This is a genomic window from Rhizobium sp. 01T444 (assembly GCF_056398305.1).
Genome location: NZ_JBFTPD010000013.1, coordinates 51,586 through 66,782, shown reverse-complemented (window position 1 = coordinate 66,782; position 15,197 = coordinate 51,586). Strand labels below are relative to the sequence as shown.

Here is a 15,197-nt window from a genome sequence, read left to right as displayed (position 1 = left end):
TTCCTATTCCTGATTTACGGGCGCAATAGCTTTGCCGGCTGCAAACGGCAAGTCCTGCGTCTCCGTTGGGTAGAGCCGCTCCAGCGTCGAGCCGATCATTTCCACCGCCAGCCGAGCGCCCTCCCGCCAGAGCGGCAGGTGCCTGCCGGTCGGCCGCATCTGCTTTCGGGTGATGAGGAAACACTCCGAGCCGCGCGGCGCAACCGTGTCCAGCATGCTGATATCGGCAGCGATCCTGCGTTTCAGATCGTCATCGACGGCATCGGCCGTGTGGTTTCGTGCCAGAATGCGCGACCAGTACGTGACCGACAGGAAGATTGCCAGCGTCTGGCGGATCTGTCCCGGCCTGGTGACAATGGACCAGGTAGAGCCGAGCGGGCGTGCGGCGAGCGTTATGTCGCGGTAGCAGGCATCGACCTTCTGCGAGATGACGATGAGTTCGGGCTGGCTCTTCTTGTCCGATACGTCCGATAGCAGCTCCTTCAGGGCCTCGAACCACTTGGCGACCGCCGTATCGAGCGCACCGCGCGTGCGCGCCGGCAGGACGAGGAAGGCGACCAGCGTTCCCGCGACCGCGCCGATGACCGTTTCCTCAAGTCGCAGTTTCAGGAGATCGAAGGTCAGGACACCCATCATGCCATAGACCAGGCAGAGCACGATCGAGATGAAGAAGGTCATCGTCGCATAGGAAATCTGCAGGAAATAGAAAGCAAGGAAAACGCAGGCGACCGAAACCAATAGCGCAATCGCCAAATGCTGGGTCAGCAATGTCGCAAGCACCAGGCCGAAGGCAATTCCGAGCAGGGTACCGATCGATCGCTGCAGCGCCTTGATGGCAGTGTCACCGCGCGAATTGGTGTTGGTGAAGACAAGGAAGGAGGCGAGCACCGCCCAGAACCAGCGCTCGCGCGACAAGGCGAGCCCCAGCGTCATCGCAATCGCCGCTGCCAGCGTGATCTGCAGGGCCGAGCGCATCAGCGGGTTTCTGAACGAAAAATCGATAGTGGAAGGTGCGCTGGACTCTTCAATCGAGGCGATCTCGGCGAAATCCGACCTGCGTCCGGCATCGATCGTTTCTGCGAGCTGCCTGCGCGCAGCTGCGAGCCAGAGGAGCGCACGTGCCGTCTCTCCCTGCGGCTGGCCCTCCATGTCGGCGACCGCCTTCTCCTCAGCCGAAAGCACCGCCTTGTCATCCTCGATCACGGCATGGATGAGTGCAAAGGGCGGCGCACTCTGATAGCCCAGCACGATGGCGCTTTCCGTCGCCAGATGCGCATCGAACAACCGGATCGCCAGTTCCGCGGCCGGTGCGGAAGCGCCATCGAAGACGCCGCCGGGCGGACGCGGAATGAAGCTCTCGGCCATCAGCACCACTTCCTTCAGCCGGTCTTCCAGCTGGCGCAGCTCCTGCCGGTCGGCCTCATCGACCTTTCCATCCGCCGCAAGGGCGGCAAGCTTGAAGAGGATCTGGTTGATGCGGCCCCGCACGCTCTCCAGTGAGCGCAGCAGATCGCGCCGCCAATTGTCGGGCAAAAGCACCGCCCTCACCCAATGGCTGACAAGCGCCGAGACAACAGGGCCGATCAAGACGACAGGCAATTCGCCGATCGTCGGGTGGAAGTAGGAGCCCATGAAATAGGAGGTGAAGGCGAACATGCCGATAGCAAAGCCACGCGGGCCATAAATGCGCGCAGATGAGGCCAGGAAGATCACCACGAGGAAGATGAAGTCCGAAAGGTAGCGCTGCGATTCAAGCGCGGCTGCAATGCCGACGACGACGAGGCTTGCAAGACAGCCGAGCAGCCTTGTGATGAGCTGGCGCGTCGAGCCCTTGTCGCGCACCGCGACCCCGCCTTCGATCGACAGAACGATTCCGAGACCATAGGACGCGATCGGCAGCGGCACGATGAGCATGTGGATCAAAAGCAAGATTGCGAAGGAGAGCACGATCGACAGCGTGACACGCGTGCCCATGCGCAGGCGCGAAAGCGCCGGGTCATTGGCAAGCAGCCAGTCTCGGAACTCAAAGCCGGAAATCACCCTTGCCAGTCCTCATGCGCCGGATGTGGCGAACCCGAGAGCGAGATACCGCCGCCTCGACAAAAATCAAATCACACCAATATGATGATTGCCAAGTGTCATCAGCCGCCCTGGAGAGTCGCCAGTCGGTGACCTCATCAGGGTCATTCGCCGTTGGCGATTTGCACCATGGCTTCCTTGAGCGAGATCGGCCCCTGCCCCTCTTCGCCTTGGATCATGATATCGTCGATGACGGCTTTGCCCGCTTCCTCGATCACCTCGAAACGCACGGTCGTGAAGGCGTCTCTGTTGGGTGCGCCTTCCATGCATGTCGCAGCCTTGAACTTCACCGTCACCTCGGTTGTGCCATTTGTCGGCTGGCCGCTTTCGATGGAGAGGTCCTGCAGCGGGCAGGCATCCTGACCGTTGACGATCACGTCATAGTCGAAGGGCGAAATGCCATCTTCGTCGGCCGCCGGATTCTTGGCGGCGTCCTTGTATTTGTCGCCGAAGTCCTTGCTGTAGAGCCGCGCGAGCCTGCTTTCTTCAAAAATATCGATCCAGTCACTGACATCGCTCGCCCAGTTCTTCTTCGTGTCGTCAATGATTTCCTTGACCGGCGCGGTCGCGTCGGCCGCAAGCGAAACGCCCGTCAGGACGGACGAGGCGGCAATGAGGCCGGCGAAGAGAACGGCGATCTTTTTCATGGCAAAATGTCCGGGACTCGGGGGCTTATGTGGCGGAGGTTAGCCATTTTCCCGCTCTTGGCAATGGCGGCAAAAACGTCACGTCCCTGCCCGTTCTGCTTTGCGTTCCCGGCTCACAATGCTATAGCGCTCCGGACCCACATCACCCACCCGGGGCATAGTCCCTTCCTAAGCTTACGAGGCAGATACATGAAGAAGATCAAGGTCGCCAATCCCGTCGCCGATCTCGACGGCGATGAAATGACTCGCATCATTTGGCAGCTCATCAAGGACAAGCTGATCCATCCGTATCTCGACCTCGACATCGACTATTTCGACCTTTCGGTTGAAAACCGCGACGCCACCAACGACCAGGTAACGGTCGATGCCGCCAACGCGATCAAGAAGTACGGCGTCGGTATCAAGTGCGCGACCATCACCCCGGACGAAGCCCGCGTGAAGGAATTCAACCTCAAGGAAATGTGGAAGAGCCCGAACGGCACGATCCGCAACATCCTCGGCGGCGTCATCTTCCGCGAGCCGATCATCTGCCGCAACGTTCCCCGCCTCGTTCCGGGCTGGACGAAGCCGATCGTCGTCGGCCGTCACGCTTTCGGCGACCAGTACCGCGCAACCGATTTCAAGTTCCCCGGCAAGGGCAAGCTGACGATCAAGTTCGTCGGCGAAGATGGCACCGTCATCGAGAAGGAAGTCTTCAACGCGCCGGGCGCCGGCGTTGCCATGGCCATGTACAACCTCGATGAATCGATCCGCGAATTCGCCCGCGCCTCGATGATGTACGGCCTGATGCGCAAGTGGCCGGTCTACCTGTCGACCAAGAACACCATCCTCAAGGCCTATGACGGCCGCTTCAAGGACATCTTCGAAGAAGTCTTCGAGACCGAATTCAAGGATCAGTTCAAGGAAGCCGGCATCACCTACGAACACCGCCTGATCGACGACATGGTCGCTTCCGCGCTGAAGTGGTCGGGCGGCTACGTCTGGGCCTGCAAGAACTACGATGGCGACGTTCAGTCCGACACGGTTGCCCAGGGCTTCGGCTCGCTCGGCCTGATGACCTCCGTTCTCTTGACGCCCGATGGCAAGACGGTTGAAGCCGAAGCCGCGCACGGCACGGTTACCCGCCACTACCGCCAGCACCAGAAGGGCCAGGAAACCTCGACGAACTCGATCGCTTCGATCTTCGCCTGGACCCGCGGTCTCGCACACCGCGCCAAGCTCGACGACAATGCCGAACTCGCCAAGTTCGCCTCAACGCTCGAAAAGGTCTGCGTCGACACCGTCGAAGCCGGCTTCATGACCAAGGATCTGGCGCTGCTCATCGGTCCCGATCAGCCGTGGCTCTCCACCACCGCTTTCCTCGACAAGATCGACCAGAACCTGCAGGCCGCAATGGCCTGAGCCCTGCTCAGATAGAAATCGAAAAACCCGGCCCTTGTGCCGGGTTTTTTTGTCAGGCGAAATTGGCTTTTGCCACTAAATTAGCAGTTACTTTAAAAAGTAAGCTTCGCGTAAGTTGCAAGGCCTATTCAGATACTCGCTACAACATCGGCCTGAAAATCGGAATCGATTTTCGGAAAGCCTGATGCGTAGATTCAAAAAACTAGAGCGTCCTTAGTGCGTCCAAATGGACGCACGGCGCTCTAAGCATGGAGGTTCTGATGGCCAAGAAGAGTTTTGTCCCCGAATTTCTGCAGCTTGTAAGGCTCCTCGCGCGACGCGAGGGCCAGGATATGATTGTTTTTTATCTTGATCTTGCTTTGCTTGAGACCCAGACCCAGACCCAGCACTACAATCAGCGCTGGCGGTGCCCTCCCGGCCGGACTGCTGGAGTTGACGCGCCGCCGGCGACAGAGGTCATCCCTCGCGCGGCCGTGAAGACGCCCCCTTCTCCGAGGGTTGAAATCTCCCGCGCCAGCGCTACGAAAAGAGCATGGGAAAGAGGAGAGCAGGATGACCGAGGAAATCACCTTCTACACGAACCCGATGTCGCGCGGCCGGATAGCGCGGTGGATGCTGGAAGAAACCGGCGTGCCATATCATACCGAAATCCTGACATTCGGCGGGACGATGAAGGGCCCGGACTATCTGTCCGTCAACCCGATGGGCAAGGTGCCGGCGATCCGTCATGGGAAGACGATCGTGACGGAATGCGCGGCAATCTGTGCGTATCTTGCGGACACGTTTCCGCAGGCAAGGCTCGGCCCGCAGCCCGATGAGCGGGCCGATTACTACCGCTGGATGTTCTTCGCCGCCGGGCCGCTGGAAGCTTCCGTCACGCTGAAGGCGCTCGGCTTCGAGATCCCGCAGGAGCGGCTGCGCATGGCCGGCTGCGGCTCCTTCGGTGACGTCATGGGCACGCTGGAAAAGGCGGTTTCGGCCGCCTCCCCCTATATTGCCGGAAGCCGCTTCACGGCGGCTGACGTCTATGTCGGCTCGCATATCGGCTGGGGTCTCGCTTTCGGCAGTATCGAAAAGCGCCAGGCCTTCGTCGATTATTTTGGCCGCCTCGCCGAACGCGATGCCTACAAGCGGGCAACGGCGTTGGATGATGAGGCGGCGAAAGCCATGCAGGCGGCCTGAAAGCAATTCCAGCAAAAGTGTACAGCGGTTTTGCGTCCGGAATTGCGTAAAGAAAAGAGCTGATCAGGCTAGAGGCATGTAGATATCCGTCCGCAGCTCGGTCGGCGCGACCTCGCGCGGATTGTTGAGATATTCCTCGAACATGACGCGATCCCGGATCTGCCGGCCGGATGCCGGCAGCCACTGGGCGTAGAGCCATTGGTAGGCCTTGTACATATCGGCATAGGGCCCCTTGTGATGCAGCACGGCATAGTCGCCGCCCTCCACCACGCGCCGCTCCAGCGGTGCGTTGGCGGTCGTCTCTTCGCCGACCGCGACACAGGCGACGGAGCGCAACTTCTCGGGCTGCACGAGATCGGGATCGTCGAGATAGACGCCGATCATTCGCATATCGGGTTTTGCGAGCCCGCGGGCATAGAGCGTACCGAACAGCGTCTCGAAGGCCTTGCCGATCTCCATATAGGAGCCGGTACGGGGAACGCCGACCAATTCGAGCGGCGGGATGGTTTTCAGGCTTACGTCAAACATGGTTTTCACCTTTCCGGAGATTGAGGGTTCGAACTGCGTGTGGCTTCCCTCTTTCCGGTAGCGTGCCGGCGGCATTCCATAGACCGATTTGAATATGCGGTTGAAGGACTGGAGATTGGGATAGCCTGATCGCTTCGCAATCTCGGCGACCGCCAGTTCCGTGCGGACGATATCGCCCGCCGCGCGATGCAGCCGCAGCCGCTTGACGGTTGCCGCCAGCGTCTCGCCGTAAATCGCCCGATAGATCCGGTGCCAGTGATAGCTCGACAGGCAGGCGATCTCGGCCAGCCGCTCCATATCCAGATCCTCGTCGAGATGATCGTGGATATAGGCCGAGACCCGTCTCAGACGGTTCTCGTAGAGCGCCCATGCCGTTTCACCTGTCATATCAAACCCTTTGCTATTCGATCGGCTGCAGCAAACCATAGCCTGATTTGACAAATCCTGCTGACTTGCCGGGAAACGCAAGCGGCCTGCCCTTTCGTCATCCTCGGGCTTGTCCCGAGGATCTACAGCGGATCACAGCAGATCCTCGGGACAAGCCCGAGGATGACGTTGAGTAAAAGGCGGCGTTCGCCCAAAACAAAAGGCGGGAACATGTCCCGCCTTTGCTTTCAATCCATGTCAGAAATTCAGCCTGCAATCGCTGCTGCAACAGCCTCAAGCGCCTCATCAGCCTTGGCTCCATCAGGGCCGCCGGCCTGCGCCATATCAGGACGACCGCCGCCACCCTTGCCGCCGAGCGCTGCGGAGGCAACGCGCACCAGATCGACCGCACTGAAACGATCCACGAGATCGGGCGTCACGGCAACGACAGCACTTGCCTTGCCATCTTCGGACACGCCGATTAGCGTCACCACGCCGGAGCCGATGCTGGCTTTGCCGTCATCGGCGAGGCCCTTGAGATCCTTCGGGTCGACGCCGGCCACGGCCTTGCCGAGGAACTTCACGCCGGCGACGTCGCGCACGGCATCGGCAGAACCGCCCTGCCCGCCGCCCATGGCGAGCTTGCGCTTGGCATCGGCCAGTTCCTTTTCGAGCTTGCGGCGCTCGTCCATCAGTGCCTCGACGCGCGACAGCACTTCCGACGGCTGCACCTTCAGCGAGGCGGCAAGCGTCTTCACGCGATCGTCCTGTTCGGCGAGATATTCGCGCGCCGATTCACCGGTCACCGCTTCGATACGGCGAACGCCGGCACCGACGGCGCTTTCGCCGAGGATGCGCACGAGCCCGATCTGGCCGGTCGCCGACACATGCGTGCCGCCACAGAGCTCGACCGAATAGGGCCTGTTGGCCTTGGCACCATGCAGACCCGTACCCATCGAAACAACACGCACTTCATCGCCATACTTCTCGCCGAACAGCGCCATGGCGCCTTCCGCGATGGCATCATCGACGCTCATCAAGCGGGTCGTCACGGGCGCATTCTGCAGAATGATCTCGTTTGCCATTTCTTCGACGACCTTGAGTTCTTCCGCCGTCATCGGCTTCGGATGCGAGACGTCGAAACGCAGGCGCTCGGGAGCGACCAGCGAACCCTTCTGGGCGACGTGGGTGCCGAGCACTTCACGCAGCGCCTCATGCAGAAGATGGGTTGCCGAGTGATTGGCGCGCAGGCGCGAGCGACGTGCATGATCGACCGTCAGCACGACCGCATCACCGGCCTTGATCACACCTTCAATGACCGTACCCAGATGCACGAACAGGCCTTCACCCCTCTTCTGCGTATCCGAAATCTCGATCTTGCCGTGGTCGGACGAGATCACGCCCGTATCGCCCATCTGGCCGCCGGACTCGCCGTAGAATGGCGTCTGGTTGACGACGACCTGCACCTTGTCGCCGACCTTGGCTTCGTCGGCAACGGCGCTGTCCTTGACGATCGCCTGGACGACGCCTTCAGCCGTTTCGGTGTCGTAACCGAGGAATTCGGTCGCGCCGTGTTTTTCCTTTAGCTCGAACCAGACGGTTTCCGTGGCCTTCTCACCGGAGCCGGCCCAGTGCGAACGTGCCTCGGCCTTCTGGCGCTCCATGGCATCGGTGAAGCCGGAGATATCGACGCCGATTTCGCGGGCGCGCAGCGCATCCTGCGTCAGGTCGAGCGGGAATCCGTAGGTGTCGTAGAGCTTGAAGGCGGTCTCGCCATCCAGCATGTCGCCCTTGGAAAGGTCGGTGGTCGCGTCTGACAGAAGTGACAGGCCACGCTCCAGCGTCTTGCGGAAGCGGTTTTCCTCGAGCTTCAGCGTTTCGGAGATCAACGCCTCGGCGCGCACCAGTTCCGGATAGGCGCGGCCCATCTCCTGCACCAGCGTCGGCAGCAGCTTGTACATCAGCGGTTCCTTGGCGCCGAGAAGCTGTGCGTGGCGCATGGCGCGGCGCATGATACGGCGCAGCACATAGCCGCGGCCTTCATTCGATGGCAGCACGCCATCGGCGATCAGGAAGGCCGAGGAGCGAAGATGGTCGGCGATGACGCGGTGGCTGGCGCTGCCCTCTGCCTTGGCACCCATCGTATCCTCGATGGTGCCGATCAGCGTGCGGAAGAGGTCGGTGTCGAACACGCTTTGCACACCCTGCAGAACGGCAGCCATGCGCTCCAGGCCCATGCCTGTATCAATCGACGGGCGCGGCAGCGGGTTGCGAACGCCGGGCTCGGTCTGCTCGAACTGCATGAAGACGAGGTTCCAGAATTCCAGGAACCGGTCGCCATCCTCTTCCGGCGAGCCGGGAGGGCCGCCCCAGACATTCTCGCCCTGGTCGATGAAGATTTCCGAGCACGGGCCGCAGGGGCCGGTATCGCCCATCTGCCAGAAATTGTCCGACGTCGGGATGCGAATGATCTTGTCGTCGGAAAAACCGGCGATCTTCTTCCACAGCGTCGCGGCTTCCTCGTCCTCGGAATAGACCGTCACCAGCAGGCGGTTCTTCGGAAGGTCGAAACCTTCGGTGACCAGCTTCCAGGCAAACTCGATCGCATTCTCCTTGAAATAATCGCCGAAAGAGAAGTTGCCGAGCATCTCGAAGAAGGTCAGGTGGCGTGAAGTATAGCCGACATTGTCGAGATCGTTATGCTTGCCGCCGGCGCGTACGCACTTCTGCGAGGTCRTTGCCGTCGAATAGGGACGCTTTTCCAAGCCGGTAAAAACGTTCTTGAACTGCACCATGCCGGCATTGGTGAACATCAGCGTCGGGTCATTGCGCGGCACGAGCGGGCTCGATGGAACGACCTCATGGCCATTCTTCTTGAAGTAGTCGAGGAAGGTCGACCGGATATCGTTTACACCGCTCATTTCATGCCCTTCGATGCTGCCAGCAGGCAGGTAAAATTAAATCCATCGGCTTTTATCGTTCGACCTTGCCACTGTCCAGCAAACAAACAAAACCGGCCGCATTCTCGTGAGAGAACGCGGCCGGTGCTGAATTGCCTCAGCGGTCAGGGCGAATTACATGTCGCCGGCATCACCTGCGTCGTCGCCGGCATCAGGGCCGCCGTTCTGCAGGAAGCGGTCGGCAATCAGGCCGGCATTCTGGCGCAGCCCCGTCTCGATCTCGCGGGCGAGATCCGGATTGTCGCGCAGGAAGATCTTGGCGTTTTCGCGACCCTGGCCGAGGCGCTGGCTGTTATAGGAGAACCAGGCGCCCGACTTCTCGACGATGCCGGCCTTGACGCCGAGGTCGATGAGCTCGCCGGTCTTGGAGACACCTTCGCCATACATGATGTCGAATTCGACCTGCTTGAAGGGAGGCGCCATCTTGTTCTTGACGACCTTGACGCGCGTCTGGTTGCCGATCACCTCTTCGCGCTCCTTGACCTGGCCGATGCGGCGGATGTCGAGGCGAACGGAGGCATAGAACTTGAGCGCGTTACCGCCCGTCGTCGTTTCCGGTGAGCCGAACATGACGCCGATCTTCATACGGATCTGGTTGATGAAGATCACCATGGTGTTCGACTTGGAGATCGAAGCCGTCAGCTTGCGCAGCGCCTGGCTCATCAGGCGGGCCTGAAGGCCCGGCAGGCTGTCACCCATTTCGCCTTCGATTTCGGCGCGCGGCGTCAGCGCTGCAACGGAGTCGACGACGAGAACGTCGATGGCGCCGGAGCGCACCAGCGTATCGGTGATTTCAAGCGCCTGCTCGCCGGTGTCCGGCTGGGAAATCAAAAGGTTCTGCAGATCGACACCGAGCTTGCGGGCATAGACCGGATCGAGCGCATGTTCGGCGTCGACGAAGGCGCAGATGCCGCCCTTCTTCTGCGCTTCGGCAATGGTCTGCAGCGCGAGCGTCGTTTTACCAGAACTTTCCGGACCGTAGATTTCGATGATACGGCCCTTCGGCAGGCCGCCGATGCCGAGCGCGATATCGAGGCTGAGCGAACCCGTAGAAACCGTTTCGATCTCGACGATACTCTCGTTCGAGCCGAGTTTCATGATCGAGCCCTTGCCGAACGACCGCTCGATCTGTGAGAGTGCCGCTTCGAGCGCCTTGCTTTTGTCCACCGATTTGTCCTCTACGAGCCGCAATGAATTCTGAGACATTCGATCCACCTTTAGGTTATTGACGCTGCTCAAGCAATGTCGCCGCTGATGCGAAGTTTGTACCTGATTTGTTCTTATTTCGCAATAGGGTTGCAAATAATTGAAAGAAAAAGGTAAAACGGCCTGTGTTCTATTTTTGTTTTATCGATGCAAAGCAACGCCTTAGTGCGCCGCCTGCGCTGAACGCCGGCGTTCTTGCCGCTATTCGATTCGTCTGGGAGCAGCAGAAATGAGCGGCAAGATTCTCGTTCTCGGCGGCGCCCATATCGATCGCCGCGGCCGCATTGCCGGCGAGACGGCGCCAGGCGCCAGCAATCCAGGCACATGGTTCGAGGAACCGGGCGGCGGCGGCTTCAATGCGGCCCGCAATCTGGCGCGCCTCGGCTTCGACGTGACGATGATTTCGCCGCGCGGTGGTGACCCGATCGGCGAGATGGTGAGCGAAGCGGCCGACTTTGCGGGTATAGACGACCGCCCCTTCGTCTTCCTCGATCGCAAGACGCCGAGCTACACGGCGATCATCGAGAAGGACGGCAATCTGGTCATCGCGCTGGCGGACATGGAGCTTTACCGCTTCTTCGTACCGCGGCGGCTGTCGATCCGCTGGGTGCGCGACGCCTTTGCCGCCACCGATTTCATTCTCTTCGACGCCAACCTGCCGGAGGAAACGGCGGCCGCGATCGTCGCAAGGGCAAAGGCGCTCGGCAAGCCGGTGGCGGCTATTGCCATTTCGCCGGCCAAGGTGGTGCGCCTCCTGCCCTGCCTCGAAGACATCGACTACCTTTTTCTCAACGAGGCAGAGGCTGCGGCGCTCATCGGTCTGCGGCCGGAAGATGCCGACGCATGGCCGTCCCTGCTCGCTGACATCGGCGTCACCGGTGCGGTCGTCACCCGTGGCAAGCGCGAGCTTGTCGCCTTCAAGGATGGCCGTGCGCTCGTCCTGCAGCCGCCGATTTCGGAGACAGTGGCCGATGTCACGGGGGCTGGAGATTCGCTGGCAGCCGGCACGCTCTCGGCCCTCATGCTCGGCCTGCCGTTGGAAGAGGCGGTTCGCCATGGCACGGCGGCAGCCGCCCTCACCGTCCAGTCGAGGCACGCCGTGAACGAAAATCTTTCACCCGAACTGCTGCGCAACATGCTTTCGCTTGTCCCGGCGGCGAGAATTCTGCAATGAAGCGGCAACACCGATAAACGGATACGGATCATGACCAAACCCTTCTCGCCCCTGCTGCCGATCTCCTACTCGAAGGAAGTGGCCGCCGCCAAGCAGCGCGGCGCCCCGATCGTGGCACTCGAATCGACCATCATCACCCATGGCATGCCCTACCCCGGCAATATCGAGATGGCGCGTAGCGTCGAATCGATCATCCGTGATCAGGGTGCGGTCCCCGCCACCATCGCCGTCATCCACGGCACGCTGCATATCGGCCTCGAACCCGCTGAGCTGGAGCAGCTCGCCAAGGCAAAGGACGTCATGAAGGTATCGCGCGCCGATATTGCCTTCTCGATCGCCGAACGTCGCACGGGTGCGACGACGGTTGCGGCGACGATGATTGCGGCGGCGCGTGCCGGCATCAAGGTGTTTGCAACCGGCGGCATCGGCGGCGTCCATCGCGGCGCGGAAGAAACGTTCGATATCTCGGCCGACCTCGAAGAACTCGCCCGCACCGGCGTCATCGTCGTCTGCGCCGGCGCCAAGGCGATCCTCGATATTCCGAAGACGCTGGAAGTGCTGGAAACCCGCGGCGTGCCGGTCGTGACCTATGAAAGCGACGAATTCCCGGCTTTCTGGTCGCGCTCATCAGGCATTCGCAGCCCGCTGACGCTGAACAGCCCGGCGGCGATCGCCAATTTCCAGACGACGCGCGAACAACTCGGCATCGACGGCGGCATGCTGATCGCCAACCCGGTTCCGGAAGCCGATGAAATCGCTCGCGAGGAAATGGAAATCTACATCGAGCGCGCGCTTGATAGCGCCGAGCGTGACGAAATCACCGGCAAGGCGGTAACACCTTACCTGCTGAGCACGATCTTCGACCTGACCGACGGTCAGAGCCTGAAGACGAATATTGCGCTGGTAGAGAACAATGCGCGGCTTGCCGCAGAGATTGCTGTAGCGCTCGGCGAGTAAGCCAACGTCTGGCGGGCTGACCCCGCCAACGATCCATCGTAGCGAGACTTGAGGGGCGCACAGCGCCCCTTAATCATATCAGCTATCCAGCGTCTCTTTCACCGCCACAGCCAGCTGCTTCAGCGAGAACGGCTTCGGCAGGAAGCCAAACTTCGCTTCCGGCGGCAGGTTGCGGGCGAACGCATCCTCTGCATAACCGGACACGAAGATGAACTTCAGATCCGGATAGTTCTTGCGCAACTCGCGCAGCAGCGACGGCCCGTCCATTTCAGGCATCACCACGTCGGAGACGACGATATCCACCTTGCCTTCGAGCTCCTCCATGATCTCGAGGGCCTCGACGCCGGAGCCGGCCTCATGGACCGTATAGCCACGCGTCTCCAGCATGCGCTTGCCGCCGCGCCGCACCGCTTCTTCGTCCTCGACAAGCAGGATGACGGCTGAGCCTGTCAGGTCTTCCGGCTGTTTCGGCTGGACGAGTTCCACAATCTGCGCGCCACCGGTCGCAACGGCCTGATCGGCGGCTTCCGCTTCCGCAGCGACTGCCGGTTCGACGATATGGCGCGGCAGGAAGATACGGAAGGTCGTGCCCTTGCCGACTTCCGATTCCGGCTGGATATAGCCGCCGGACTGCTTGACGATGCCGTATACCATGGCAAGGCCGAGACCTGTGCCCTTGCCCACATCCTTGGTGGTGAAGAAGGGCTCGAAAATCTTGTCCATGATCTCGGGCGCAATGCCGGTGCCAGTGTCGGTCACCTCGATCAGCACCATGTCTTCATGCGGCATGTAGGAATAGTTGAAGGCGGCAACTTCCGCTGCCGGCAGATTGCGGGTGCGCAGCGTCAGCGTGCCGCCATCAGGCATGGCGTCACGGGCATTGACGCAGAGATTGATCAGCACCTGCTCGAATTGCGAAAGATCGGTTTTGACAGGCCAGAGATCGCGGCCATATTCGACGTCGAGCTTGACGTTGGTACCCGAAATCAACCGGTCGACCAGCATGCGCAGGTCGCCGACGACATCGGTCAGGTTCAACACCGTCGGCCGCATCGTCTGCTTGCGCGAGAAGGCGAGAAGCTGGCGCACGAGCACCGCCGCGCGGTTGGCATTGCGCTTGATCTCTATCAGATCGGCGAAGCTCGCATCGGCAGGTCGCGCCTGTAAGAGCAGATGGTCGGAAGACAGCAGGATCGCCGTCAGCACGTTGTTGAAATCGTGCGCGATGCCGCCGGCAAGCGTGCCGACCGCATTCATCTTCTGCGTCTGCGCCATCTGCGCTTCCAGCGCCTTCTGCTCGGTCACTTCCACCGCATAGACGATAGCCGCCTCCTCCGGCGCCTCGTCGCTCTGATCGATGACTGCATTCACATAGAAGCGGAAGAAGCGTGCATCATCGGTCGGCGTGCGGGAATCGATCGGCGGGATGTCGCCCTGGCGATCCTTGGCGGCGGCGAGTGCCGCGGCAAGCTGCGGCCGGTCGCTGTCCTGCACGATCGTTTCCATCAGCGCGCCGCGCTCCAGATCGTCACGCGAGACGATATTGGAGAAAAGCTTCAGGAAAGGCGCATTGGTGCGCAGAATCTTGCCATCGCCATTGACCGAAGCGATCGCCATCGGCGTGTTGTTGAAGAAGCGCGTGAAGCGCATGGCGGCCGCCGATGCCGACTGGCCGTTCTCACTGTCCTTGTCACGCGTCAGCACGATCGTCCGGCTCTCGCCGGGCGCTCCGTCACGCATGGAGGTGACGCGGTGGATGATCTGCACCGGCAGGCTCTGGCCGTTCGATTTGCGCAGGTCGAGGTCCAGCGTCACGGTCTTCTTCAGCCCCGGCTCGGCCTGTACCGACTGGATCAGCGCCAGCCCCTCACCCGCGACGAGATCGCCGATGTTCATCGAGCCCGGCATGAATTTGGTGAGATCGAGACCCAGCCATTCCGCAAGCGTGGCGTTCAGATAGAAGATCTCGCCCTTGCGCCCGGCGGAGAAGAAGCCTGCCGGAGCGTGGTCGAGATAATCGATCGCGTTCTGCAACTCCTTGAAGAAGCGCTCCTGATCCTCACGCTCGGCGGTGATATCGATGATCTGCCAGATCTGCAGCGGCTTGCTGTCGCCCTCTTCCGGCTTCAGGAGCCGCGCTTTCAGGCGATACCAATGCGCGCCGGCGTTGCTTCCGGGGCCAACGGCCCGCAGCAGGCGGAATTCTTCGCGCCCCTCCCGGCCCTCGCGCAACCCGTTCACCAGCCGGTAGAGCGCCTCGTTCGATTCGCGGTGGCGCGACAGCAGCGTCTCCAGTGTCTGCACCTCGGTCGCCTTGCGCGCGCCGGTCAATGCGCCATAGGCGGCATTGGCATAGACGATGCGGCCCTTCTCGTCAGTGATCAGCGTTCCGTCGGGATGGCCGTTCAGGAAAGCGCGCGCCAGGCTGTCTGACTGGCGCTGCGGCATGACCTCGATGAAGCCGATGACGGAGGAGACGAGAAAGAAGATGCCGACCATGGCGAGAACGCCGAGACAGCCGAGCACCAGCTCGTTGCCGAGCGAATCCTTGAAGAAGACGAAGGCCGCGGCCGCCGCAATCAGCACGATCGCCAGCAGGATGATGCGTATCGCCGTGCCAGAACGCCCCCCACGATCCACAAGCGGCGCGTTATAGTCGTCGACCTGACGCGATTTCGTCATCTATTCCTCGCATAA

General features: G+C 61.1%; 10 protein-coding genes. 4 read left to right on the top strand and 6 right to left on the bottom strand.

The window, feature by feature from the left end; all coding sequences use genetic code 11:
- Window positions 1-3: 3 nt before the first annotated feature.
- Complete coding sequence (locus tag AC1DTN_RS18440) at window positions 4-2,040, bottom strand: FUSC family protein (RefSeq protein ID WP_477921992.1); 2,037 nt, start codon at window positions 2,038-2,040, stop codon at window positions 4-6.
- A gap of 143 nt (window positions 2,041-2,183) precedes the next feature.
- Window positions 2,184-2,726 (bottom strand): hypothetical protein, encoded by a 543-nt coding sequence (locus AC1DTN_RS18435; RefSeq protein ID WP_477921991.1) that lies wholly within the window; start codon window positions 2,724-2,726, stop codon window positions 2,184-2,186.
- Between the two features lie 189 nt (window positions 2,727-2,915).
- Between AC1DTN_RS18435 and AC1DTN_RS18430 the strand changes: the two genes are divergently transcribed.
- On the top strand, window positions 2,916-4,127 hold the full coding sequence (locus AC1DTN_RS18430; protein WP_113322771.1) for an NADP-dependent isocitrate dehydrogenase: 1,212 nt from the start codon (window positions 2,916-2,918) through the stop codon (window positions 4,125-4,127).
- Window positions 4,128-4,679: 552 nt separating this feature from the next.
- Window positions 4,680-5,309: a glutathione S-transferase family protein gene (locus AC1DTN_RS18425; protein WP_113322769.1), complete on the top strand. Its 630-nt coding sequence runs from the start codon at window positions 4,680-4,682 to the stop codon at window positions 5,307-5,309.
- A 63-nt stretch (window positions 5,310-5,372) separates the two neighbouring features.
- Here AC1DTN_RS18425 and AC1DTN_RS18420 read toward each other — a convergent pair whose 3' ends face one another.
- From AC1DTN_RS18420 to recA, 3 genes are all read right to left on the bottom strand, one after another.
- Window positions 5,373-6,224, bottom strand: a complete 852-nt coding sequence (locus AC1DTN_RS18420; RefSeq protein ID WP_477921989.1) for an AraC family transcriptional regulator — start codon at window positions 6,222-6,224, stop codon at window positions 5,373-5,375.
- Window positions 6,225-6,469: 245 nt separating this feature from the next.
- Window positions 6,470-9,124, bottom strand: coding sequence for an alanine--tRNA ligase (gene alaS / locus AC1DTN_RS18415; protein ID WP_477921988.1), 2,655 nt, complete (start codon window positions 9,122-9,124; stop codon window positions 6,470-6,472).
- Between the two features lie 153 nt (window positions 9,125-9,277).
- On the bottom strand, window positions 9,278-10,369 hold the full coding sequence (gene recA, locus AC1DTN_RS18410) for a recombinase RecA (RefSeq protein WP_007826290.1): 1,092 nt from the start codon (window positions 10,367-10,369) through the stop codon (window positions 9,278-9,280).
- Between the two features lie 229 nt (window positions 10,370-10,598).
- On the opposite strand from recA, the gene AC1DTN_RS18405 reads away from it, so the two are divergent.
- Together AC1DTN_RS18405 and AC1DTN_RS18400 are read left to right on the top strand one after the other, a co-directional pair.
- Window positions 10,599-11,543 carry a carbohydrate kinase family protein gene (locus AC1DTN_RS18405; RefSeq protein ID WP_310388286.1) on the top strand — a complete coding sequence of 315 codons (945 nt, stop codon included), beginning with the start codon at window positions 10,599-10,601 and terminating at the stop codon, window positions 11,541-11,543.
- 30 nt (window positions 11,544-11,573) lie between these two features.
- A complete protein-coding gene (locus tag AC1DTN_RS18400; protein WP_007826295.1) occupies window positions 11,574-12,500 on the top strand; it encodes a pseudouridine-5'-phosphate glycosidase in 927 nt (308 codons plus the stop codon).
- Window positions 12,501-12,578: 78 nt separating this feature from the next.
- Here AC1DTN_RS18400 and cckA read toward each other — a convergent pair whose 3' ends face one another.
- Window positions 12,579-15,182 carry a cell cycle histidine kinase CckA gene (gene cckA, locus AC1DTN_RS18395; protein WP_310388289.1) on the bottom strand — a complete coding sequence of 868 codons (2,604 nt, stop codon included), beginning with the start codon at window positions 15,180-15,182 and terminating at the stop codon, window positions 12,579-12,581.
- Window positions 15,183-15,197: the final 15 nt, after the last annotated feature.

Coding starts and splice junctions, on each gene's coding strand:
- AC1DTN_RS18435 (WP_477921991.1), bottom strand. CDS start 2,726: ATGAAAAAGATCGCCGTTCTCTTCGCCGGCCTCATTGCCGCCTCGTCC.
- AC1DTN_RS18430 (WP_113322771.1), top strand. CDS start 2,916: ATGAAGAAGATCAAGGTCGCCAATCCCGTCGCCGATCTCGACGGCGAT.
- AC1DTN_RS18425 (WP_113322769.1), top strand. CDS start 4,680: ATGACCGAGGAAATCACCTTCTACACGAACCCGATGTCGCGCGGCCGG.
- AC1DTN_RS18420 (WP_477921989.1), bottom strand. CDS start 6,224: ATGACAGGTGAAACGGCATGGGCGCTCTACGAGAACCGTCTGAGACGG.
- recA (WP_007826290.1), bottom strand. CDS start 10,369: ATGTCTCAGAATTCATTGCGGCTCGTAGAGGACAAATCGGTGGACAAA.
- AC1DTN_RS18405 (WP_310388286.1), top strand. CDS start 10,599: ATGAGCGGCAAGATTCTCGTTCTCGGCGGCGCCCATATCGATCGCCGC.
- AC1DTN_RS18400 (WP_007826295.1), top strand. CDS start 11,574: ATGACCAAACCCTTCTCGCCCCTGCTGCCGATCTCCTACTCGAAGGAA.
- cckA (WP_310388289.1), bottom strand. CDS start 15,182: ATGACGAAATCGCGTCAGGTCGACGACTATAACGCGCCGCTTGTGGAT.